Below are 22,356 nucleotides of genomic sequence, written 5' to 3' on the forward strand. Positions count from 1 at the left end.
TCGGTGTGCCCACCCTAACGAGCGGGACCGCCGCGGGAAGATCCCCGCGGCGGTCCCGGTCGTGCACAAGCGTGGTGCGTCAGCCGATCGACACGCCGGGCAGGCCCGGCAGCAGCGGCGGCAGCTGGATCGGCGGCACCAGCGGCAGCGGGATCGACACGTCGCCCTCGCCGCCCCCGGAGGTGTCGGAGGAGCCGCCGCTGGTGGACAGGCCCTCGTCGGGCAGCGGGAGGCCGTCCGGACCGAGGTCGGGCAGCAGGCCGCCGCTCTCGGACGACGGGGCGCCCGGGGTCGTGGTCGTCGTGCCGCCCGGGGCGGTGCTGGAGGTCGCGGGCGAGGTGCCGTCCGGGGTGGTGGTCGGCGTGACGCTCTCGTCCTCGGTGGTGGCGGGGTCGTCGGCGACCTGCGCCCGGGGGGAGCAGGTGCCCTCGGCCGGGAGCCGGCCGAGGTCGTCGACGGTGTTGGAGGTGACGTCGGAGCAGGACGACCGCGCCTCGAGGGCCTCGGTGCGGCCGACCAGGCGGTCGAGCAGCGCGAGCGAGGTGTCGGCGTCGGCGACGGCCGGGTCGGGCAGGGAGGACCGCAGCAGCGACAGGCGCGCGGCCTGCTCGGCGGCCCAGGTGCGGAGGTCGCCGAGAGCGGGGGCGCCGGACGCGTCCTCCGTGCTCAGCAGCATCCGCGAACCCTCGCCCGTGGACTCGTCGAAGTCGTGCATCGCGGCCGCGAGCAGCGCCGGGTCGGCGCTGCCGGCGGCGGCACCGGCCTGGACGAGCCGCTCCACCTCGTCGAGCCGGGTGGTGGCGAGCGCGAGGTAGCGCTGCGCGCGCTCGGTGTCGTCGAAGGTGAACGCGAGGCCGGTGTCCTCGGAGATGCGCTTCATCGCGTACAGCGCGTCGCCGGGGAGGGCGTTGCGGCTGGCGAAGTTGCCCGCCGTCACGATGGCGACGAGGGCGACCATCGTGGCCGCCCCCACCATCGCGAAGCGGCGGCGCAGCCCGCGCGAGGGCGGGCGCGACGCGGCGCGCGAGCGCGACCGCGAGCCCGGGCGCGTCGGCAGGCTGTGCCGGCCCGGGCGAGCGGGGCGCACCACGGGGGACTCGACGGCGGTGCCGCCGTCCTCGTGCGCGACCGCGGGTTCGTCGTCGGTGACGCGACCGATCACGGCGGTCTCGTCGGTGGCCCCGGAGACCGGGGCGGGTGGCGCGGTGACGAGGGGCAGAGGTGCGGTGAGCTCGGAGGCGTGGGGGGCCGGGGAGGCCGCGGCGGCGCGGTCCTCGGCCTGGGCCGCGAGCAGAGCCTCCATGAGGCGCTGCTTCGCGCGCGACCGGTCCTCGGGGTGCGGGTCGTACGCCGCACGCCGGGACCGCAGCATCGCCACGATCTCCAGATCACGCGCGAGCTCGGGGTCCGCGACGGAACCGGGGGGTGTCCCCTGCTCGATCGCGGCGTCCAGCTGCTCTGCGTCCTTGCCCTGTCCGGCGGGCATGTTTGCCGTCCTCACTGCATCCCTGCGCTCTGCGTCGCGGCGCCCGGTCCTGCTGCGCTTGCTCGACTTTCGCCGGTACAACGAGCCTCCGGGCGAGGGGTTACGGCTGTGAGACCGTTCACCGCATCGAGTCGTTCGTTCGCCGCACCCGTAACGCCTGGGGCGGCTGGGGCGATATAGCGCCCGGTCATCGCAACCCCTCGGGGAGCAGCTGGGCGAGGCGCCGCACCGCGCGGTGCTGCAGGGCCTTGACGGCCCCCTCGTTGCGATCCATGATGCGCGCCGTCTCGGCCACCGACAGCCCCTGCAGGAACCGCAGGGTGATGCACTCCTGCTGGTCGGGGTTCAGCTTGCGGACGCACCGGATGAGCTCCTCGTTGGTGGCGCCGTCGAGGACCTGCTGCTCGGGGCCGTGGGTGCTGGGCGAGAGCTCGATCATGTCCGAGGTCGTGGACTCCAGCCGGTACCGGCTCGACTTCACGTGGTCGAAGATCAGGTTGCGGGCGATGGTGACGAACCAGGCGGCGATGTCGCGGCCCTGGTAGGTGACCGAGCCGATGCGCCGCAGCGCCCGGACGAACGCCTCCTGGGTGACGTCCTCGGCCAGGTTCCGGTCGTTCATGCGGAAGAGCACGTAGCGGAAGACGACGTCGTAGTAGCGCTCGTACAGCTCGCTGAACGCCGCCATGTCGCCCTCCTGGGCGGCTCGGACGAGCGACCAGGCGCCGGTGTCGGCCTGCTCGGCGTCGTCCATGGCGTCCTCGTGCGGGGTGTCCGCGACCGGTTCGGGGGCCGGTGCGTCGACGGGGGCGAGCTCGGCGGCGGCGCGGGGGCGCTGCCGGGGGAACGGCATGGCGGCTTCGGGGGCCGCCGGGGGCGCTGTCTGGGTCATGTCGACCTCCCCACCCGCGGGGCGGCGGGCGGTGTCGGTGCGGAGCAGCCGGGACGGTCGCATCGGACGGGTCATGCCTCCCGACCGGCGGACCGCGCGCATCGGGCGGGACGCCGAGGGTCGGCCCGCGGTGCGCTGACGACAGGCTGCATGCCACTCCCTTGGGTGAGTTCCGCGTCGAAGTGGGGAGCTGACGCGTTGAGACGGCTGTAGCGGCGGAGCATACGGGCGAACGGATGTGTCGAAGCACGCAGCATCCACTTGCCGTGGTCCTGTTCCGGTGAGCGGACGGTTACGCGCGGTCAACGTCACGATCCGGACTCGCAGCGGTCGTTCCGCGGCTCTCCCGCGCGTCGCGCGACGCGCGTCCGCGGCCCGTCGGCCCCGTGCCAGACTCGACGCACGGGTGCCCGACCCGGCGCCCGCGCCACCGCGTCGTCCCGCCGAGCGCACCCAGGAGCACCGTGGACAGTCCGACCAGGCCGCAGGGACCGGGTGGGCCCCGGCACCTCGCCGATCTCGTGACGCGCGCCGCCGGAGCCGGTCCCGATCACCCGGCGATCATCGATGTGACCGGCGGCACGACCCTGACCTGGGCGGACCTCGACGCCGCCACCGCGGCCGAGGCGGCCCGGCTGGTCGGGGCCGGTGTCGGCCACGGCGACCGCGTGGTGGTGCGGCTGGCCAACGGCGCCCCGTTCTGCGTCGCCGTGCTCGGCGCGCTGCGGGCCGGCGCCACGGCCGTGCCGATGGGCCCGATCGCGGTGCCCCGCGAGCTCGACATCGTCTTCTCCGACTGCGCCCCGGCGGTCGTCGTGGCCGGTCCCGGCGACACCGACGCGGCGAGCTGCGCGGCCGCCGCCGGGGCCACCCTGATCGGGCCGCCCGACCTCACCTCGCGTGTCGCGGACGGCGCCGCCGTCACGCACGGTGGCGGCGGCGAGGACATCGCTCTGCTCGTCTACACGTCGGGCACGACGGGCACGCCCCGCGGCGTCCGGCTCTCCCACCGGGCCCTGCTGGCCAACCGCGCGCAGGCCGCCGAGCTGCGCCCCGCGCCCGTCACCACGGTCGACCGCGTGCTGCTCTCCCTGCCCCTGTTCCACGTGTTCGGGCTCGCCGCCGGGTTCCTGCAGGTGTGCTGGGCCGGGGCCACCGCGGTGCTCACCGAGCGCTCGGACCCCGAGCACACCGCCGAGGTGCTCGTCGCGCAGCGCGTGAGCGGGGTCGCCGGCGTGCCGTCGATGTTCCGGTCGCTGCTCGACCTGCCCGCCGACCGGCTGCGCGCGGCCACCGCGAACGTCCGGATGTGCACCTCCGGCGGGGCGCCGCTGCCCGCGCGGTGGCTGGCCGACTTCCACGACGCCACCGGGCTGTGGATCTTCGAGGGCTACGGGCTCACCGAGGGCGGGCCGGTGCTCACGACCAACGGCGTCGGCGGCGTCGCCAAGGCCGGGTCGGTCGGCCGCGCGCTGCCCGGCGTCGAGCTCCGCCTGGTCGACGCCGAGGGCCGCCCGATCGACACCGAGGACCCCGACGACGACGAGGAGCTCGACGCGGTCTCCGACCCCGGTCACGACACCGGGCTCGTCGCCGTCCGCGGGCCGAACCTGTTCTCCGGGTACTGGCCCGACGGGGAGGGCGGGCCCGACGAGGACGGCTGGTTCCGCACCGCCGACGTCGGCTTCCTCGACGCCGACGGCGACCTGCACCTCGTCGACCGCTCCTCGGACCTGGTCATCGTCAACGGGTTCAACGTCTACCCCCGCGAGGTGGAGCGCGTGCTCGCCGAGCTCGACGGGGTGGCCGAGGCCGCCGTCGTCGGGGTGCCGGACGACCGCACGGGCGAGGCCGTCAAGGCCGTGCTGGTGCGGGCCGCGGGCTCCGCGCTCACCGAGGAGGAGGTGCGGGCGCACTGCGCGCTGCGCCTGGCCCGGTTCAAGACGCCGTCGGTGATCGCGTTCGTCGACGACCTGCCGCGCACGCCCACCGGGAAGGTCGCCCGCCGGCAGCTGGCGCAGGTGCCGTCGTGAACCCGGTGAGCAGGGTGACCGTCTACACCCGCACCGGCTGCTCCACCTGCGTCACGGCGGAGGCGGACGTGGCCCGGATCTGCGGCGAGCTGGCGGTCGGCTGGGAGGCCGTCGACGTCGACTCCGACCCGGAGCTGCGCGCCGAGTACGGCGACCGCGTGCCCGTCATCCTCGTCGACGGCCGCGAGCACGGTTTCTGGCGCGTCGAGGAGCCGCGGCTGCGGAAGGCGCTCGTCACCGATCGGTGACGATCGGCGACCCGGATGAACCGGGTGGCGCCCGGGGGGCGAACCCTGGGCTGTGAGCACCACCGCGGCAGCGCCCGAGCAGTCCCACGAGTCACGACCGTCCGCGACGATCCCCCGGGGGGTCGCCGCGCTGATCGGGGTGCTCGCCGTCGGGTTCGCGCTGGGCGTCGGGCACCTCGTCGCCGCGTTCGTCGGGCCGTCGTCGTCGCCGTTCCTGGCCGTCGGCGACACCGTCATCCGCTTCTCCCCGCAGGTGCTCACCGAGTTCGCGAAGACCACGTTCGGCACGGCCGACAAGCCGGTCCTGCTGGGCGGCATGGCCGTCGTCATCCTCGCGCTCGCCGCGGTCGGCGGGCTGCTGTCGCGCCGCTCGCCCGCCGTCGGCACCGCGGTCGTCGTCGCGATGGGCGTGCTGGGCTTCCTCGCGGTGTTCTTCGCGCCGTCGTTCGCCCCGCTGGGGCTGCTCGCGCCGCTCGCCTCGCTCCTCGCGGGCGTCGCGGCCTTCCGCCTGCTGCACCGCCTGGCGCTGCGCGCCTCCGCGCCGGCGCGCACGGGCGGCCCGGAGGTCTCGCGCCGCGGCGTGCTCGTGGGCTCGTCGGCCGCGGTCGGCCTCGGCGCGCTCGCCGCGGGTGCCGGCGGCCAGTTCCTGGGCAACGGCGTCGCCGACTCCCGCGCCGAGGTCACCGCGCGGCTGGCGCGCGCCGTGCTCACCGAGACCGCCCCGCCGATCCCCGCGACGGCGTCGTTCCCCGACTCCGGCTCGATCCCGTTCGTCACCTCCAACGCCGACTTCTACCGCGTCGACACCGCGCTCCAGCTGCCGTCGCAGACCGCGAGCGACTGGTCGTGCCGGATCCACGGGATGGTCGACAACGAGATCGTGCTGCGGTTCGAGGACCTGCTGGCCCGCCCGCTCGTGGAGCGCACGCTGACGATGACGTGCGTGTCCAACGAGGTCGGCGGCCCCTACATCTCCACCGCGAACTTCATCGGGGTCGAGCTCCGCGACATCCTGCTCGAGGCGGGTGTGCAGCCCGGCGCCGACCAGCTCTTCAGCACCAGCCTCGACGCCTGGACCGCCGGCTCGCCCACGGACGTCGTCATGGAGCCCGGCCGCGGCGCGCTGATCGCGATCGGCATGAACGGCGAGGCGCTGCCGCAGGAGCACGGCTTCCCGGTGCGCCTGGTCGTGCCCGGGCTCTACGGCTTCCTGTCGGCCACCAAGTGGCTCGCCGACATCGAGCTCACCACGTTCGACGCCGCGCAGGGCTACTGGCTGCAGCGCGGCTGGGGCAAGTTCGCGCCGATCAAGACGCAGTCGCGGATCGACTCGCCCGCCCCGTTCGAGCGGGTGCCCGCCGGCACCGTGTCCGTCGCGGGGATCGCGTGGTCCCAGCCGGTCGGCATCAGCAGGGTCGAGGTGCGGGTCGACGGCGGGGCGTGGCAGGAGGCCGAGCTGGCCGACGAGGTGAACCCCCGCACGTGGCGGATGTGGCGCGCCGAGTTCCCGCTCGCGGCCGGCAGCCACACCGTGACCACCCGCGCGACCGACGCGAACGGCGTTACACAGCCGGAGCAGCGCGCCATGCCCATCCCGGACGGAGCCACCGGATGGCCCAGCACTATCTTCACCGTGTCCTAGACCGTTGAGGCGATGCTTCTAGCCCGTTCGGGCGCTCGCTGGTCCGACCACCTGAACTTCCCACGGATCTGGTCCCGGCCGTTGCCGAACCGTTATTTCCGTGAGTGAACCGCCTTTGGATCGATGCCGAAGGTTCTGATGTAGCGACCCGGACAGACCGGGTCGAGCTCGAGGAGGACACACCGTGCGAAAGATCCAGCGACTGGCCGCCGTCGGCGCCATGGCCGCCCTGACCGTGGCGCTGGGCGCGTGCAGCAGCTCCGAGACCCCTTCCGCCCAGGCTCCGGCCTCGTCGGCCCCCTCCGCCGCTGCCACCACCGAGGCGGCTGCGGCCAGCGACGGCGTCACCACCATCGACGACATCTTCGGCCCGGCCTGCAACCAGGTCCCCACCGAGGGTGAGGGTTCCGCCCAGGGCATGATCGACGACCCGGTGGCCACCGCCGCGTCGAACAACCCGCTGCTGTCCACCCTGGTCACCGCCGTCGGCGCCGTGCCCGGCCTGGCCGACACCCTGAACGCCGCCCCGGCGCTCACCGTCTTCGCGCCGTACAACGGTGCGTTCGAGGCGCTGCCCGCGGGCACCGTCGAGACCCTGGTCGCCAACCCCGACCAGCTGGCCCCGATCCTGCAGGGCCACGTCTCCTCGACCCGCTACGACGCCGCCGGCCTGGTCGACGCCGGCTCGGTCGACGTCCTCTCGGGTGGCACCGTCACCATCGGTGGCACCGCCGAGGCCCCCACGTTCGACGGTGGCAACGGCACCGCCGCCACCAACCTGTGCGGCAACGTGCCCACCTCGAACGCCACGGTGTTCGTGATCGACACGATCCTCATGCCCGCCAGCTGATCCCAGCTCGCAGCACACCGCAGGGGCGGTCCCGGAGATCCGGGGCCGCCCCTGCGGCGTTGCGGCGAACGGCGTGGCCCGAACAGCGGGACGCCCCCTGCGACCTGCCGGTGCCCGACGAGCGGGGCTCGCGGCGCGACGGCCGGTCGTCGCCCGGACGGGTCGGTGTGAGCACGGCGGAGTTCAAGATCGCAACTTTGTGCGGGTCTTCACAAGCGGCTACCGTGTTGTCCAGTCGCCGTCAAGACCCCCCGGGAGATCCGGTCCGCGGGTCCCGACGAGCAGCCCACCCGCAACCGCCCGAGGAGCATCCGCCCGTGACCGTGCCGCCGCAGGCCGACTCCGACGGTGGAGCCGGGTCGCGGACCATACCGGAGGCCAGCGTCGCCCGGCTCGCCCTCTACCTGCGCATGCTCGGTGAGCTCGCGGAGCAGGGCACGGAGACCGTATCGAGCGACGAGCTCGCCGCCGTCACCGGCGTCAACCCGGCGAAGCTGCGCAAGGACCTCTCCTACATCGGGTCCTACGGCATCCGCGGCGTCGGCTACGAGGTGCGGGCGCTGCTGCACCAGCTGGAGCGCGTGCTCGGGCTCAACCACCGCCAGGCCGTCGCGCTGGTCGGCGTGGGCAACCTCGGCCACGCCCTGGCGGGCTACCACGGCTTCGGCGGCCGCGGGTTCCCCGTCGCCGCGCTGTTCGACGTCGACCCCGACCTGGTCGGCATCCACATCAACGGCATCGTCGTCGAGCACGTGAGCGCGATCCCCGAGGTCTGCGCGGCGCAGGGCGTCACGATCGGCATGATCGCGACGCCCGGGCCCGCCGCCCAGGGGGTCTGCGACCTGCTCGTGGAGTCGGGGGTGCGCTGCATCCTCAACTTCGCACCCGTCGTCCTGCAGGTGCCCGACGAGGTCGAGGTGCGCAAGGTCGACCTGGCCGTCGAGCTGCAGGTCCTGGCCTTCCACGTCGCCCGCCGGCACGTGGCCGAGCACCCGCCCGTCGCCCGCGGCGGCGGGGGCAACGGCTCGGGCGCGCACGGTCGCGGGCGCAACGGGCACGCCACCGGCGTGCGCACGTTCCCCCTGGTGGACGGGACGACGACGTCGGAGGGACGAGCATGAGTGTGCTGGTGGTCGGGCTGTCGCACCGCAGCGCGCCGGTCGAGGTGCTGGAGCGGGCCGCGGTGTCGGTTCCCGACGTCCCCAAGCTCCTCGACGAGATGGTGCGCGCGGCGCACGTCTCCGAGGTCATGATGCTCTCGACCTGCAACCGCATCGAGGTCTACGCGGTCGTCGACGCGTTCCACGGCGGCCTCGCCGACGTCTCGGCCGTGCTCTCGCGCCACTCCGGGATGCCGCTGGCCGAGCTCACCGAGCACGTCTACGTGCACTACGCCGGGTCGGCCGTGCAGCACCTGTTCGCGGTGTCGGCCGGGCTCGACTCGATGGTCGTCGGCGAGGCCCAGATCCTGGGCCAGCTCCGCACCGCCTACGCCACCGCCGACGAGACGGGCACCGTCGGGCGCGCGCTGCACGAGCTCGCGCAGCAGGCGCTGCGGGTCGGCAAGCGCGTCCACGCCCGCACCGGCATCGACACCGCGGGCGCCTCGGTCGTCTCCGAGGCCCTGGCCGACGCGGCCACCGCGCTCGGCGGCGACCTCGCGGGCCGCCGCGCCGTCCTCGTCGGCGCCGGGGCGATGGGCGCGCTCGCCGCGGCCCACCTGCGCCGCGCCGGGGCCGCCGAGATCGTCGTGCTGAACCGGTCGGTCGAGCGCGCCGAGCGCCTCGCCGCCACCACCGCCGAGCACGGCACGCCCGCCCGCGCCGGCACGCTCGACGCCCTCCCCGCCGAGCTCGCCGAGGCCGACCTGCTGCTGGCCTGCACCGGCGCGATCGGCACCGTCGTCGAGCGCTCGGTGGTGGCCGTGGCCGTCGCCGGGCGGGCCGGGCGCCCGCTCGCGGTCTGCGACCTGGGCCTGCCCCGCGACGTCGACGCCGGCGTGGCCGCGCTGCCCGGCGTCACCGTCGTCGACCTGATCGCCCTGCAGGCCCGCCTGTCCACCGGTGAGCGCGGGGCCGCCGTCGCCGCCGCGCAGGAGCTCGTCGCGGCCGAGGCGCAGGCCTACCTGGCCGCCCAGCGCTCCGCAGAGGTCACGCCGACCGTCACCGCGCTGCGCCGCCGCGCGTCCGACGTGATCGACGCCGAGCTGCTGCGCCTCGACGCCAAGCTGCCCGACCTCGACGACCGCGTGCGCGAGGAGTTCGGCCGTAGCGTGCGCCGCGTCGTCGACAAGCTGCTGCACACCCCGACCGTCCAGATCAAGCGGCTCGCCGAGGGACCCGACGGCAGCAGCTACGCCGAGGCGCTGCGCGAGCTGTTCGAGCTCGACCCGCAGACGCCCGCGGCCGTCGCGATCGCCCGCAGCGGCGACGTGCTGGCCGCGCTCGAAGCCCGTTCGGAGGAGCGCTGATGACGGAGCAGACCCCCCGCACCATCAGGATCGGCACCCGCCCCAGCGCGCTCGCCGTCGCCCAGTCCGGGCACGTCGCGGACCGCCTGCGGGCGAAGGGCCACACCTGCGAGCTCGTCGAGATCAGCTCGCCCGGCGACCGCTCGTCCGCGCCCGTCGCGGAGCTGGGCGTCGGGGTGTTCGTGTCGTCGCTGCGCGAGGCGCTGGTCGACGGCCGGGTCGACGTGGCGGTGCACTCCTACAAGGACCTGCCCACCGCGCCCGACCGCCGGCTCGTGCTCGCCGCCGTCCCGCCGCGGGAGGACCCCCGCGACGCACTGGTGGCCCGCGACGGGCTGGTGCTGGGCGAGCTGCCGCCCGGGTCCCGCGTGGGCACCGGGTCGCCGCGGCGCGCCGCGCAGCTCGTCGCGCTCGGGCTGGGCCTGGAGGTCGTCCCCATCCGGGGCAACGTCGACACGCGCATCGGCAAGGTGCGCTCCGGCGAGCTGGACGCCGTCGTCGTGGCGGCGGCCGGGCTGCGCAGGCTCGGCCGGGCCGACGAGGCCTCCGAGCTGCTCGACCCGGTGCAGATGGTGCCGGCCCCCGCGCAGGGGGCGCTCGCCGTCGAGTGCCCGGCCGACGACACCGCGCTGTCCGACACCCTCGCCTCCGCGCTCGACGACCCGTTCACCCGGGCCGCCGTCTCCGCGGAGCGGGCGGTGCTGGCGGCGCTCGAAGCAGGGTGCAGCGCGCCCGTCGGGGCGCTCGCCGACGTCGTGTCCGATCTCGACGACGACGGCAACGTGTTGGACCGCATCTCACTACGCGCCGTGGTGGGCACCGAGGACGGGGCGCTCATCCGCGCCTCGATCACCGGAGACATGGACGTCGCCGAGAAGCTCGGAGCGGCACTCGCCGCCGAGCTCCTCGACTTGGGGGGCAGCTCGCTGTCCCTGGGAAACCGCTGACCGGGAGTTCAGAGAACAGATGAACCGAGCACCTTCCACCGGACGGGTCGCCTTCGTGGGCAGCGGCCCCGGCGATCCCGGCCTGCTCACCGTGCGGGCGCGGGACGCGATCGCGTCCGCCCCGCTGATCATCACCGACCCGGACGTGCCGGAGGCGATCCTCGCCCTCGTCGCCGAGGGCGCCGAGGTGCGGCCGGCCGTGGGCCAGCCCGCCGACGTCGCGCGCGACCTGGTCGCCGAGGCCCGCGCCGGGCGCACCGTGACGCGGCTGGTCAGCGGGGACCCGCTGACGGTCGACGCCGTGGTGGCCGAGGCCATCGCGGTGTCCGGCGCCGAGGTGGCGTTCGACGTCGTCCCCGGGGTGCCCTCGGGCACCGCGGTGCCGGCGTACGCGGGCGTGCCGCTGGGCTCCGCGCACATCGAGGCCGACGTCCGCGCGGGCGTCGACTGGGCCAAGCTCGCCGTGGCGCCCGGGGTCCTCGTGCTGCACGCCGGCCCGACGCACCTCGCGGAGATCGCGAGCGGGCTCACCGAGCACGGCCTCGCCGCGCAGACGCCCGTCGCGGTCACCGCGAGCGGGTCGCAGACCACGCAGCGGACCGTGCAGGGCACGCTGGCCACGCTCGCGGCCGACGCGTCGGACCTCGAGGGTCCGCTCGTCGTCACCGTCGGCGACGAGGTCGGCCTGCGCGCGGAGCTGTCGTGGTGGGAGTCGCGCGCGCTCTACGGGTGGCGCGTCCTCGTGCCGCGCACCAAGGACCAGGCCGGCGCGATGAGCGACCGCCTCGCCGTGCACGGCGCCTCCGCCGAGGAGGTCCCGACGATCGCCGTCGAGCCGCCGCGGTCGCCCACGCAGATGGAGCGGGCCGTCAAGGGCCTGGTCGACGGCCGCTACCAGTGGGTCGTCTTCACCTCCACCAACGCGGTGCGCGCGGTGTGGGAGAAGTTCGCCGAGTTCGGCCTCGACGCCCGCGCGTTCTCCGGCGTCAAGATCGCCTGCGTCGGCACGGCCACCGCGGAGAAGGTGCGCAGCTTCGGCATCGTGCCCGAGCTGGTGCCCGACATCGAGGAGTCGCAGGAGTCCTCGTCCGAGGGCCTGCTCGGGATCTTCCCGCCCTACGACGACGTGCTCGACCCGGTCGACCGGGTCCTGCTGCCGCGCGCCGACATCGCCACCGAGACCCTCGCCGCCGGTCTGCGCGACCGCGGCTGGGAGATCGACGACGTCACCGCGTACCGCACCGTCCGGGCGGCGCCGCCGCCCGCGCCGATCCGTGAGGCGATCAAGACCGGCGGGTTCGACGCCGTCTGCTTCACGAGCTCGTCGACGGTGCGCAACCTGGTCGGGATCGCGGGCAAGCCGCACGCCCGCACCATCGTGGCGTGCATCGGCCCGCAGACGGCCGAGACGGCCCGCGAGTTCGGCCTGCGGGTCGACGTGCAGCCGGACGAGGCGCGGGTGCCGGCCCTGGTCGACGCCCTGGCCGCCCACGCGGCGCGGCTGCGGGCGGAGGGGGCCCTGCCGCCCCCGCGGAAGGCGAAGGCGCGGCGGCGGTAGCCCGTCGCCCCGGCTTGCAGGTCGCCCCGGCTTGCCGTCGCCCCCCGCTTGCAGGAAAGCCACGTTCACGCAACGACGTTGCGGGAACGTGGCTTTCCTGCCGTTCGGGGACGGGTCGACGGCCGGTCGTAGGCTGGCCCCATGGCGTTCCCCTCCCACCGCCCCCGCCGCCTGCGCTCCACCCCGGCCCTGCGGCGGCTCGTCTCCGAGACCGACCTGCGGCCCCGGCACCTCGTGCTGCCGCTGTTCGTGCGGGAGGGGATCGGCGAGCCGGTGCCGATCGCGTCGATGCCGGGGGTCGTCCAGCACACCCGCGACTCCCTGCGGAAGGCGTGCGTCGAGGCCGTCGAGGCGGGCGTCGGGGGGCTGATGCTGTTCGGCGTCCCGGCCGTGCGCGACGCCACCGGCACCGCGGGCGTCGACCCGGACGGCGTGCTCAACGCGGCCCTGCGCGACGTCCGCGCCGAGATCGGGGACGCGTCGGTGCTCATGGCCGACACCTGCCTCGACGAGTTCACCGACCACGGCCACTGCGGCGTCCTCGACGCCGACGGCGGGGTCGACAACGACGCCACCCTCGCGGTCTACGCGCAGATGGCGGTGGCGCAGGCCGACGCCGGGGCCCACCTGCTCGGCCCCAGCGGCATGATGGACGGCCAGGTCGGCGTCCTGCGTGACGCGCTCGACGCGGCCGGCCACGCCGACACCGGGATCCTGGCCTACACCGCGAAGTACGCCTCGGCGTTCTACGGGCCGTTCCGCGAGGCCGTCGACTCGCAGCTCCGCGGCGACCGCAAGACCTACCAGCAGGACCCGGGAAACGTCCGCGAGGCGCTGCGCGAGCTCGCGCTCGACCTCGACGAGGGCGCGGACATGGTGATGGTCAAGCCGGCGATGTCCTACCTCGACGTGCTGCGCGCGGTGGCCGAGGAGGCCGACGTGCCGGTGGCGGCGTACCAGGTGTCGGGGGAGTACGCGATGGTGGAGGCGGCCGCCGCCAACGGGTGGCTCGACCGCGACCGGACGATCACCGAGACGCTCACCGCGATCCGCCGGGCGGGGGCCGACGTCGTCCTCACCTACTGGGCCACGGAGGTGGCGTTGCGACTCGGTCGCGGCTGAGCGTCCACGGGTCCTGACCGGCGGTGACCGGGGTAGGCTGCCGCCGCCAGTGATCACCGGGGCTTCTGCGAAGCGCCGAGCCAGCGCACCGAGGAGAACGATGAGCTACGACCCCGCAGGCGGTCAGCCCGGAGGCCAGGGGTGGCAGGGCGGGCAGCAGCCGCCCTACCCGCCGCCTCCCGGTGGCTACGGACAGCAGCCGCCCGCCGGATGGGGCCCGCCCCCCGGCCCCGGCGGCCCGTCCGGCTCGCCCGCGCAGAAGAGCTTCTTCTCGGCGCTGTTCGACTTCACGTTCGACAGCTTCGCGACGCCCGGCCTGATCCGGATCCTCTACATCATCGGCACCGTGCTGATCGTGCTCGGCTGGCTCGGGTACGTGGTGATCGGTTTCAGCGCGCTCGGAGCGGCGGCCGGCATCGGCATCCTGATCTTCGGCGCCATCTTCGCGCTGTTCGCGATCGCGCTGCTGCGCGTGTCGCTGGAGTTCTACTACGCGGTCGTGCGCATGTCGGAGGACATCCACAACCGTCGGTGACCGCCCCCGATCCCGGCCCGGACGGCCACGTGGACACGTCCCGGGCCGGGATCTACGGTGGCGCCGTGAGCTACCCCGAACCGGACGACCGGCCGAACCTGGACAAGGGATCGCGCCCGGCCGCCGGGCAGCAGCAGCCCGGGCAGCAGGCCTACGGCACCGGCTACGGTGGCGTGCAGTACCCGTACCCGGAGGGCCAGGCCCCGGCCGGGCAGTCCTACCCGGGCCAGCAGGGACAGCAGGGCTACCCGTACAACCCCTACGGCCAGACGCCCTACGGCCAGACCCCGTACGGCCAGTCGCCCTACGGCGGCTACCCGGCCGGCCTCGACGACCGGGCCGCCACCCCCGCGCGCCGCCCGGGGATCCTCGTGCTCGCGCTCGTGCTGCAGATCCTCGCGGCGCTGCCCTTCCTGGTGTTCGGCGCCGTCGTGCTCGCGGTCCCGCTCGACTCCGCCACGATCCCGCCCGAGGTGCTCGACAACCCCGACCTCGCCGCCGCCGGTGTGACGGTGGAGACGCTGCTCTCCCTGGTGCGGGTGTTCGGCGGCATCTTCGTGGGGCTCTCGCTGGTCTACATCGTGTTCGCCGTGGTCGCGTTCACCGGCCGCAACTGGGCGCGCGTCCTCGTCACCGTCATGACGGTCGGGTTCAGCCTGTTCCTGCTGTTCGCGGCGTTCACCGGCGGTGCCGCCGACCCGGCGAGCGCGGCGATCCTGCTGCTGCCGGTGGTGCTCGCCGTCCTCGGCGTCGTGCTCCTCTTCCTGCCCGCGTCGAACGCCTGGTTCTCCGCGCCCCGCCGCTGAGGCCCTCGCGCGGCCCCGCCGGCCGGATGTGAGACTGGCGGCCGTGGCCTCACGCACGACGTCGTCCCAGGACCTGTTCACCCGCGCCTCGAGCGTGATCCCGGGCGGGGTCAACTCCCCGGTCCGCGCGTTCACCTCGGTCGGTGGCACGCCGCGGTTCATGACCTCGGCGCGGGGCCCCTGGCTCACCGACGCCGACGACAACCGCTACGTCGACCTCATCTGCTCGTGGGGCCCGATGATCCTCGGGCACGCGCACCCGGCCGTCGTCGACGCCGTGCGCAGCGCCGCGGGCCAGGGCCTGTCGTTCGGCGCGCCGACGCCCGCGGAGATCGAGCTCGCCGAGGCGATCATCGGGCGGGTCGGTCCGGTGGAGCAGGTGCGGCTGGTCAACTCCGGCACCGAGGCGACGATGAGCGCCATCCGGCTCGCCCGCGGCATCACCGGGCGGAAGGTGATCGTCAAGTTCGCCGGCTGCTACCACGGCCACGTCGACGCGCTGCTGGCCCAGGCCGGCTCCGGCGTCGCGACGCTGGGGCTGCCGACGAGCCCGGGCGTCACCGGCGCGCAGGCCGCCGACACCGTCGTCCTGCCCTACAACGACCTCGCGGCCGTGCGCGCGGTGTTCGCCGAGCGCGGCGACGAGATCGCGTGCGTCATCACCGAGGCGGCCGCGGGCAACATGGGCGCGGTCGCGCCGGTGGAGGGCTTCAACGCCGGGCTGCGCGAGGTCTGCCACGCCCACGGCGCGCTGCTCGTCGTCGACGAGGTGATGACCGGCTTCCGCGTCTCGCCGTCGGGCTGGTTCGGGCTCGACGGGGTGGCGGGCGACCTCTACACGTTCGGCAAGGTCATGTCCGGGGGGCTGCCCGCCGCGGCCTTCGGCGGGTCGGCCGAGCTCATGGCCCACCTCGCGCCGGCCGGGCCGGTGTACCAGGCGGGAACGCTGTCGGGGAACCCCGTGGCCGTCGCGGCGGGGCTCGCGACCCTGCGCACCGCCGACGCCGCCGTCTACGCCGCGCTGGACGCCAACGCCCAGCGCCTGGGCACCCTGCTCGGCGACGCCCTGTCGGCCGCGGGCGTGCCGCACCGCGTGCAGTACGCCGGCTCGATGCTGTCGGTGTTCTTCTCCGAGGACGAGGTGCGCGACTACGCCGGCGCGCAGGCCGCCGCGACCTGGCGCTTCCCGGCCTTCTTCCACGCCCTGCTCGACGCCGGGGTGTACCCGCCGCCCAGCGCGTACGAGGCGTGGTTCGTCTCCGCCGCGCTCGACGACGAGTGCTGGGACCGGATCGAGGCCGCCCTGCCCGCCGCCGCGCAGGCCGCCGCCACCGCGACCACGCCCGCCGAGGCCGCGCAGTGACGACCGGGCCCGCGACGACCGGACCGGCGACGACCGGGCCGGCCACGACCAGGACGGTCGTCCACGTCCTGCGCCACGGCGAGGTCCACAACCCCGACGGCATCCTCTACGGCCGCATCCCCGGCTTCCGGCTCTCGGAGAACGGCCGCCGGCAGGCCGCGCTCGTCGCGGAGGCCCTCGCCGGGGCCGACCTGGGCGCCGTCGTCGCCTCGCCGCTGCAGCGCGCGCAGGAGACCGCCGAGCCGATCGCCGCCGCGCACGGGCTCGAGATCCGCACCGACGAGGGGCTGATCGAGGCGGGCAACCAGTTCGAGGGGCTCAAGGTCGCGGTCGGCGACGGCGCCCTGCGCCAGCCGCGGCACTGGCCCAAGCTGCGCGACCCGTTCACGCCGTCGTGGGGCGAGCCGTACCTGCAGATCGCGCACCGGATGCTCGCCGCGGTGCACCGGGCGCGCGAGCTGGCGCCCGGGCGCGAGGTGCTGTGCGTGTCGCACCAGCTGCCGATCTGGACGCTGCGCCGGTTCGTCACCGGGCAGCGGCTGTGGCACGACCCCCGCCGCCGCCAGTGCGGGCTCGCGTCGCTGACGACGCTGGTGTTCGACGGCGCCGAGCTGGCGCAGCTGCGCTACTCCGAGCCCGCCGGCCCGAGCGACCCGCGGAAGACCGGGGCATGAGGACGCTCGCGCTCGCCGTCGTCGCGGTGCTGAGTCTGGCGCTGGCCGGCTGCTCCACCAGCCAGGACGCCGTGGCGAACGACGGCGAGTTCACGTTCGTCGCCCCCGGCGGGCAGACGACGATCCTCTACGACCCGCCCGCCGACCGCGGCAGCGTCCGCGGCATCGAGGGCGAGAGCCTGATGGACCCGGGGCGGACGGTCGGGCTCGACGACTACGCGGGCCAGGTCGTCGTCCTCAACGTGTGGGGCTCCTGGTGCGGGCCGTGCCGCGAGGAGATGCCCGACCTGCAGTTCGTGCAGGACACCGTCGAGGGGGTGGCGGTGCTCGGGCTCGACGTCCGCGACTCCCGCGACGCCGCCGCCGACTTCGTGCGCGACCGCGGCCTCACCTTCGACTCGATCTACGACAGCCCGGCGCGCACGCTCGCGCAGCTGTCGGGCTACCCGCGCAACACCACGCCGTCGACGCTCGTGCTCGACAAGCAGCACCGGGTCGCGGCGGTGTACCTGACGCAGATCCGGATCCCCGAGCTGATCCCGGTCGTCCAGCGGCTCGTGGCCGAGCCCGCTGCCTGACGCGGGGCCGACCCCACCTGCGGCGCCGTCCACTACACGACGTAGAACCCGGCGCGCGGGGGCGGGGTGCACCGGCCTACCCTGGTGCCCGATGGATCCCTCGACCACCCTCGCGGTCTCCGGCCCGCTGCTGGTAGCGGCAGCCGTGGCCGTGCTGGCGGGCGCCGTGAGCTTCGCGTCGCCGTGCGTCGTGCCGCTGGTCCCGGGCTACCTCGCCTACCTCGCCGGCCTGGTCGGCGCCGAGGCCCCGCCCGCCACGGCGGAGCAGGCGCAGCATCGGCGCAGCGGGAAGTGGCGCGTCGCGGGCGCGGCGGGGCTGTTCGTCCTGGGGTTCACGGTGGTCTTCGGCGCGATCCTCACCGGGGTCGTCTGGCTCGCCGACACGCTCGTCGCCAACGAGGCGCTGCTGCAGCGCGCGGGCGGCGTCGTCATGATCGCGATGGGGCTGGCGTTCGTCGGGCTGATCCCGGTGCTGCAGAACGAGCGGCGGGTGCACTGGGTGCCGCGCGCCGGGCTGTGGGGCGCCCCGCTGCTGGGCGCGGTGTTCGGTCTCGGCTGGGTGCCCTGCATCGGCCCGACGCTGGCCGGCGTCGTCGCGGTCGCGGCGGGCACAGGCGGCGGCTCGCTGCGCGGCGTCGTCCTCACGCTCGCCTACTGCGCGGGGCTCGGGCTGCCGTTCGTCGTCATCGCACTGGGGGCCTCGCGCGCGGTCACCGCGCTGGGCTGGCTGCGCCGCCACACGCGCTCCATCCAGATCGGCGGCGGCGTGCTGATGGTGGCCGTCGGCGTCCTGCTCGTGTCCGGGCTGTGGGGCGGGCTGCTCGCGCAGCTGCAGGTCTCCGTCGCCGGCTTCACCCCGGTGATCTGAGTGGTCACCGACGCGCCCGTCCGCGCCGTCCCGCCGCGCACGCCGCCGCCGGGGTGGCTCGTGCTGCGCAACGGCTGGCGCGCGCTCACCTCGATGCGCACCGCGCTGGTCCTGCTGTTCCTGCTCGCGCTCGCCGCCCTGCCCGGCGCCCTGCTGCCGCAGCGCTCGCTCAACCAGCGCCTCGTCGACCAGTACTTCACCGACCACCCGGCGCTGGCCCCGCTGCTCGACCGCGTCTCGGCGTTCGACGTGTTCGCCGCGCCGTGGTTCGCGGCGATCTACCTGCTGCTGATGATCTCGCTGATCGGCTGCGTCCTGCCCCGCACGGTCGACGACCTGCACGCCCTGCGCGCCCGGCCCGTCGCCGTCCCGCGCAACCTCGCCCGGCTGCCGCACCACGGCGAGGGCGTCCTCGACGACGACCTCGACGCCGCGGCCGACCGCGTGCGCGCCGGGCTGCGCGGCTGGCGCGTCGCCGAGCGCGAGGAGGGCGGGAGCCGCACCTTCTCGGCGGAGAAGGGCTACTCCCGCGAGATCGGCAACCTGCTGTTCCACCTGTCGCTGGTGGGGCTGCTGGTCGGGTTCGCCGCCGGCAAGCTGTTCGGCTACGAGGGCCAGGTCATCGTGCCCGCGGGCGGCGGCGAGTTCTGCAACACCGGCATCCTGGGCTACGACTCGTTCCGCGCCGGCACGCTCGTCGACGGCACCGACCTCGCGCCGTTCTGCGTCCGCGTCGACGACTTCACGGCCACCTACCTGCCCACCGGCCAGCCCGACCGGTACGACGCCGCCCTGGGCTACCAGACCGGCGACGACCTCGCCTCCGGCTCCGCCGACGCGTGGCGCTCGTTCCCGCTCGCGGTCAACAACCCGCTGCGCACCGACGGCGCGCGGGTCTACCTGCTCGGCAACGGCTACGCGCCGGTGTTCACCGTGACCTTCCCCAACGGCGACGCGCGCACCGGCGACGTCCAGTGGCGCCCGGTCGACCAGGCGACGCTGCTGTCGGAGGGCGCCACCAAGTTCGAGCCGCCGGGCGTCACCGACGACGAGCAGCGGCGCACCGGCCAGCTCGCGATCACCGGGCTGCTCGCGCCCACCACGTCCGGCGGCGACATCGTCACCTCGGTGTTCCCCGACCTGCGCGACCCCGAGGTCGCGATCGACGTGCTGCGCGGCGACCTCGGCCTCGACGACGGGCGCGGGCAGTCGATCTTCGAGGTCGACCAGAGGCAGGTGGAGTCGGGCGAGCTCGTCCGGGTGGCGCGCCAGAACCTCGTGCCCGGCCAGAGCCTCACCCTCGACGACGGCACGACGGTGCGCTTCGACGGCGTGCGCAAGTGGGTCAACCTGCAGATCAGCCACGACCCGGGCCAGGTGTGGGTGCTGGTCTTCGCCGTCACGATGCTGGTCGGCCTCGCGGCCTCGCTCGGGGTGCGGCGCCGCCGCTTCTGGGCCAGGCTCACCCCGTCCGACGGGCCCGGCCGTACCGTGGTGGAGCTCGGTGGGCTCGCCCGCACCGACCGCGCCGGGTACGGCGAGGAGTTCGACCGCCTGCGGGCGGACCTGCTGCGAACCGAAGTGGAGAAGGACGCCTGATGCTCGCCCTCTACAGCGACCGCCTGTTCATGGCCGCCGTCGGTGTGTACGTGCTGGCGATGGTGCTGCACGCCGCCGAGTTCGCGGCCGCCCGCTCGGCGAAGCCCGTGCTGGTCGGCGCCGGCGGTCCGGACGGCGACGGGCGGCCCGTCGAGGAGGCCCGCCCGCGCGGCGAGCGCTTCGCCCGCATGGCCGTCTCGCTCACGGTGCTGGGCGCGCTGCTGCACCTCGGCTCGATCGTCACGCGCGGCGTCGCGGCCGAGCGGTGGCCGCTGGGCAACATGTACGAGTTCACGTCCGCGATCTGCCTGGCCGCGGTCGTCGGCTGGCTGGTGATGCTGCGCCGCTCGCCCGTCACGCGGGCCGTCGGGCCGTTCGTGCTGCTGCCCGTCGTCGTCCTGCTGTTCCTGGCCGGCACCGTGCTCTACGCGCAGGCCGCGCCCGTCGTGCCCGCGCTGCAGTCCTACTGGCTCGTCATCCACGTCACGACGATCACGATCTCGTCGGGCCTGCTGCTGGTGCCCGGCGTCGCGAGCATCCTGTTCCTGCTGCGCGGCTCGGGCCGCCTGGGCGGGCGCCTGGCCGAGCGGCTGCCGTCGTCGGACGTGCTCGACCGCCTCGCCTACCGCACCACGATCATCGCCTTCCCGCTGTTCACGTTCGCGGTCATCGCGGGCGCGATCTGGGCCGAGGCGGCCTGGGGCCGGTTCTGGGGCTGGGACCCCAAGGAGACCGTCGCGTTCGTCTCCTGGGTGATCTACGCGGCCTACCTGCACGCCCGGGCCACCGCCGGGTGGCGCGCGGCCCGCGCGGCCTGGATCAACGTGGCCGGCTTCGCGACCGTGCTCTTCAACCTCTTCTTCATCAACATGGTGGTGGCGGGCCTGCACTCCTACGCGGGTCTGGGCTGAGCGGACGGGACGAGGCGAGGGCCACCCGTACGCGCCTCGACCACGGGCGACGACGCGACTACCGTCGGCGTCCGTGACAGGGTTCAACGGTCGGTACGACGGGTTCGACGGGAAGCGTTGATGACGGAGCGTGATTCCGAGGGCGACGGGGACTACCCCGACGGCTCGGTGGGCCGCTATGTCCGCGAGCAGTGGGGCGCCGCCCCGACCCCCCGCAAGACGAGGCCCTACGTGGCGCCGGTGCGGCACCCGGAGCCCGCGGAGGAGCCGGCGCCGGAGCCCGGTGGGGAGGCGCCCGCGGGTGACGCGTCGCTGCCGCTGCGGCCGTCCGCGCCGCCCCCGGCGCCGTCGAGCCGGCTCGACGAGCTGAGCGGGCACGACGACGTCGACGCCTGGGCCGAGCGCGGCCGGGCCGCCGCGCACCGCGCCCCGGCCGCCCCCACCGACGCCCCGCCGCGTCGCGCACCCGACGTGCCGGACCCCCGCACGGCCGACCCGCACCCCGCCCCGGAGCGCGCGGCGGGCCCGCCGCCCCCGCGCCCGCCGCGGCCCCCGTTCGGCGCCGGGCCGTCGGGATCCGTGCCGTCGGGATCGGTGCCGTCGGGATCCGGGCCGTCGGGATCCGTACCGTCGGGAGCCGTGCCGTCGGGATCGGTGCCGCCCGCGTCCGCCCCGGTGCCCGCCCCGTCGGTCAACGGGTCCGCGCCCGCCGACCCCGGTCCGCGCACCCCGCCGCGCGGCGCCCCGCGCTGGACCGACCCGGGCGCCGTCGCCGCCCAGGAGGCCCAGCAGGCGCGCAACCCCGGGCAGCCCGACCTGTCGTCGGCGCGGCTGCTGCGCCCGACCAAGCGGCCGCCGCAGTCGGGCTGGCGCCGGCTCGTCTACGTGCTGTCCGGGCGCCTGTTCAACCCGGGGGAGAGCCCGGCCGACGTGCGGCGCCGCGAGCTCACCGTGCGCATCAACCAGCCGCTGCTGGGCTGCTACAAGATCGGCGTGCTCAGCCTCAAGGGCGGCGTCGGCAAGACCACGATGACGGCCACGCTGGGCGCCACGTTCGCGTCGCTGCGCGGCGACCGCGTGGTGGCCGTCGACGCCAACCCCGACCGCGGCACGCTGAGCCAGAAGATCCCGCTGGAGACCAGCGCCACCGTGCGCAACCTGCTGCGCGACGCCCAGCGCGTCCGCCGCTACACCGACGTGCGGGCCTACACCTCGCAGGGCGCGTCGCGGCTCGAGGTGCTGGCCAGCGAGCAGGACCCGGCGGTGTCGGAGGCGTTCAGCGAGGACGACTACCGGCGCACGGTCAACCTGCTCGAGCACTTCTACAACATCGTGCTCACCGACTGCGGCACCGGACTCATGCACTCGGCCATGTACGGCGTGCTGGGCGTGGCCGACCAGCTGATCATCGTGTCGTCGAGCTCGATCGACGGGGCGCGCAGCGCGTCGGCCACGATGGACTGGCTCGACGCGCACGGCCACGGCGACCTCGTGCGCAACGCGGTGGCCGTGGTGAACAGCGTGAGCCGCTCGTCGGGCGGCGTCGACCTGGACCGGGTGGCGGAGCACTTCGCGGCCCGGTGCCGCGCGGTCGTGCGGATCCCCTTCGACGCGCACCTGCAGGAGGGGGCGGAGGTCGATCTGGACCGGCTGGAGCCGGCCACGAGGCTGGCGCTGCTGGAACTGGCCGCGGCCGTGGCCGACGCGTTCGCGTCGGCCCACAGCAGCGGCTCGTGACTCCTGTCGGGGCTCTCCTCGGGGACTCTCCTCGGGG

At 75.0% G+C, this 22,356-nt stretch carries 20 protein-coding genes; 18 read left to right on the plus strand and 2 right to left on the minus strand.

Annotation, left to right across the window (positions count from 1 at the left end; translation table 11 throughout):
• Positions 1–79: 79 nt before the first annotated feature.
• Positions 80–1,486: a DUF5667 domain-containing protein gene (locus HOP40_RS36385; RefSeq protein ID WP_172157438.1), complete on the minus strand. Its 1,407-nt coding sequence runs from the start codon at positions 1,484–1,486 to the stop codon at positions 80–82.
• 187 nt (positions 1,487–1,673) lie between these two features.
• Entirely contained in the window at positions 1,674–2,339 is a 666-nt protein-coding gene (locus tag HOP40_RS11225; RefSeq protein ID WP_172168215.1) for an RNA polymerase sigma factor, read from the minus strand.
• A 503-nt stretch (positions 2,340–2,842) separates the two neighbouring features.
• Here HOP40_RS11225 and HOP40_RS11230 point away from each other — a divergent pair.
• The 18 genes from HOP40_RS11230 to HOP40_RS11315 all read left to right on the plus strand — a co-directional run bounded on the left by HOP40_RS11230 (position 2,843) and on the right by HOP40_RS11315 (position 22,319).
• Positions 2,843–4,411, plus strand: coding sequence for an AMP-binding protein (locus tag HOP40_RS11230; RefSeq protein ID WP_172157440.1), 1,569 nt, complete (start codon positions 2,843–2,845; stop codon positions 4,409–4,411).
• 5 nt (positions 4,412–4,416) lie between these two features.
• Complete coding sequence (locus HOP40_RS11235; protein ID WP_172157442.1) at positions 4,417–4,659, plus strand: glutaredoxin family protein; 243 nt, start codon at positions 4,417–4,419, stop codon at positions 4,657–4,659.
• A 52-nt stretch (positions 4,660–4,711) separates the two neighbouring features.
• Positions 4,712–6,301, plus strand: coding sequence for a molybdopterin-dependent oxidoreductase (locus HOP40_RS11240; protein ID WP_420821799.1), 1,590 nt, complete (start codon positions 4,712–4,714; stop codon positions 6,299–6,301).
• Between the two features lie 184 nt (positions 6,302–6,485).
• The gene (locus tag HOP40_RS11245) at positions 6,486–7,151 is read left to right on the plus strand and encodes a fasciclin domain-containing protein (RefSeq protein WP_172157444.1); all 666 of its coding nucleotides are present in this window, start codon (positions 6,486–6,488) and stop codon (positions 7,149–7,151) included.
• A gap of 317 nt (positions 7,152–7,468) precedes the next feature.
• The gene (locus HOP40_RS11250) at positions 7,469–8,272 is read left to right on the plus strand and encodes a redox-sensing transcriptional repressor Rex (RefSeq protein WP_205347156.1); all 804 of its coding nucleotides are present in this window, start codon (positions 7,469–7,471) and stop codon (positions 8,270–8,272) included.
• Positions 8,269–9,621: a glutamyl-tRNA reductase gene (locus HOP40_RS11255; RefSeq protein WP_172157448.1), complete on the plus strand. Its 1,353-nt coding sequence runs from the start codon at positions 8,269–8,271 to the stop codon at positions 9,619–9,621. The genes HOP40_RS11250 and HOP40_RS11255 overlap by 4 nt, the downstream gene beginning before the upstream one ends.
• A complete protein-coding gene (hemC, locus tag HOP40_RS11260) occupies positions 9,621–10,568 on the plus strand; it encodes a hydroxymethylbilane synthase (RefSeq protein WP_172157450.1) in 948 nt (315 codons plus the stop codon). The genes HOP40_RS11255 and hemC overlap by 1 nt, the downstream gene beginning before the upstream one ends.
• A 19-nt stretch (positions 10,569–10,587) precedes the next feature.
• On the plus strand, positions 10,588–12,126 hold the full coding sequence (locus tag HOP40_RS11265) for a bifunctional uroporphyrinogen-III C-methyltransferase/uroporphyrinogen-III synthase (RefSeq protein ID WP_172157452.1): 1,539 nt from the start codon (positions 10,588–10,590) through the stop codon (positions 12,124–12,126).
• A gap of 141 nt (positions 12,127–12,267) precedes the next feature.
• Positions 12,268–13,248 (plus strand): porphobilinogen synthase, encoded by a 981-nt coding sequence (gene hemB, locus HOP40_RS11270; RefSeq protein ID WP_172157454.1) that lies wholly within the window; start codon positions 12,268–12,270, stop codon positions 13,246–13,248.
• A 100-nt stretch (positions 13,249–13,348) separates the two neighbouring features.
• The gene (locus HOP40_RS11275; RefSeq protein WP_172157456.1) at positions 13,349–13,783 is read left to right on the plus strand and encodes a DUF4282 domain-containing protein; all 435 of its coding nucleotides are present in this window, start codon (positions 13,349–13,351) and stop codon (positions 13,781–13,783) included.
• A gap of 65 nt (positions 13,784–13,848) precedes the next feature.
• Positions 13,849–14,589, plus strand: coding sequence for a hypothetical protein (locus tag HOP40_RS11280; RefSeq protein WP_172157458.1), 741 nt, complete (start codon positions 13,849–13,851; stop codon positions 14,587–14,589).
• 43 nt (positions 14,590–14,632) lie between these two features.
• Complete coding sequence (gene hemL, locus HOP40_RS11285) at positions 14,633–15,952, plus strand: glutamate-1-semialdehyde 2,1-aminomutase (RefSeq protein ID WP_172157460.1); 1,320 nt, start codon at positions 14,633–14,635, stop codon at positions 15,950–15,952.
• Positions 15,949–16,626, plus strand: a complete 678-nt coding sequence (locus HOP40_RS11290; protein WP_172157462.1) for a histidine phosphatase family protein — start codon at positions 15,949–15,951, stop codon at positions 16,624–16,626. The genes hemL and HOP40_RS11290 overlap by 4 nt, the downstream gene beginning before the upstream one ends.
• Positions 16,623–17,204 (plus strand): TlpA family protein disulfide reductase, encoded by a 582-nt coding sequence (locus HOP40_RS11295; protein WP_172157464.1) that lies wholly within the window; start codon positions 16,623–16,625, stop codon positions 17,202–17,204. Before HOP40_RS11290 ends, HOP40_RS11295 begins: the two co-directional genes overlap by 4 nt.
• A gap of 91 nt (positions 17,205–17,295) precedes the next feature.
• Entirely contained in the window at positions 17,296–18,072 is a 777-nt protein-coding gene (locus HOP40_RS11300; protein WP_172157466.1) for a cytochrome c biogenesis CcdA family protein, read from the plus strand.
• A gap of 93 nt (positions 18,073–18,165) precedes the next feature.
• Complete coding sequence (resB, locus tag HOP40_RS11305; RefSeq protein ID WP_172168219.1) at positions 18,166–19,671, plus strand: cytochrome c biogenesis protein ResB; 1,506 nt, start codon at positions 18,166–18,168, stop codon at positions 19,669–19,671.
• Complete coding sequence (gene ccsB / locus HOP40_RS11310) at positions 19,671–20,582, plus strand: c-type cytochrome biogenesis protein CcsB (RefSeq protein WP_172157468.1); 912 nt, start codon at positions 19,671–19,673, stop codon at positions 20,580–20,582. The genes resB and ccsB overlap by 1 nt, the downstream gene beginning before the upstream one ends.
• 120 nt (positions 20,583–20,702) lie before the next feature.
• Positions 20,703–22,319, plus strand: coding sequence for a MinD/ParA family ATP-binding protein (locus HOP40_RS11315; RefSeq protein ID WP_205347157.1), 1,617 nt, complete (start codon positions 20,703–20,705; stop codon positions 22,317–22,319).
• Positions 22,320–22,356 lie beyond the last annotated feature (37 nt).

The organism is Pseudonocardia broussonetiae (assembly GCF_013155125.1).
GTDB classification, from domain to species: domain Bacteria; phylum Actinomycetota; class Actinomycetes; order Mycobacteriales; family Pseudonocardiaceae; genus Pseudonocardia; species Pseudonocardia broussonetiae.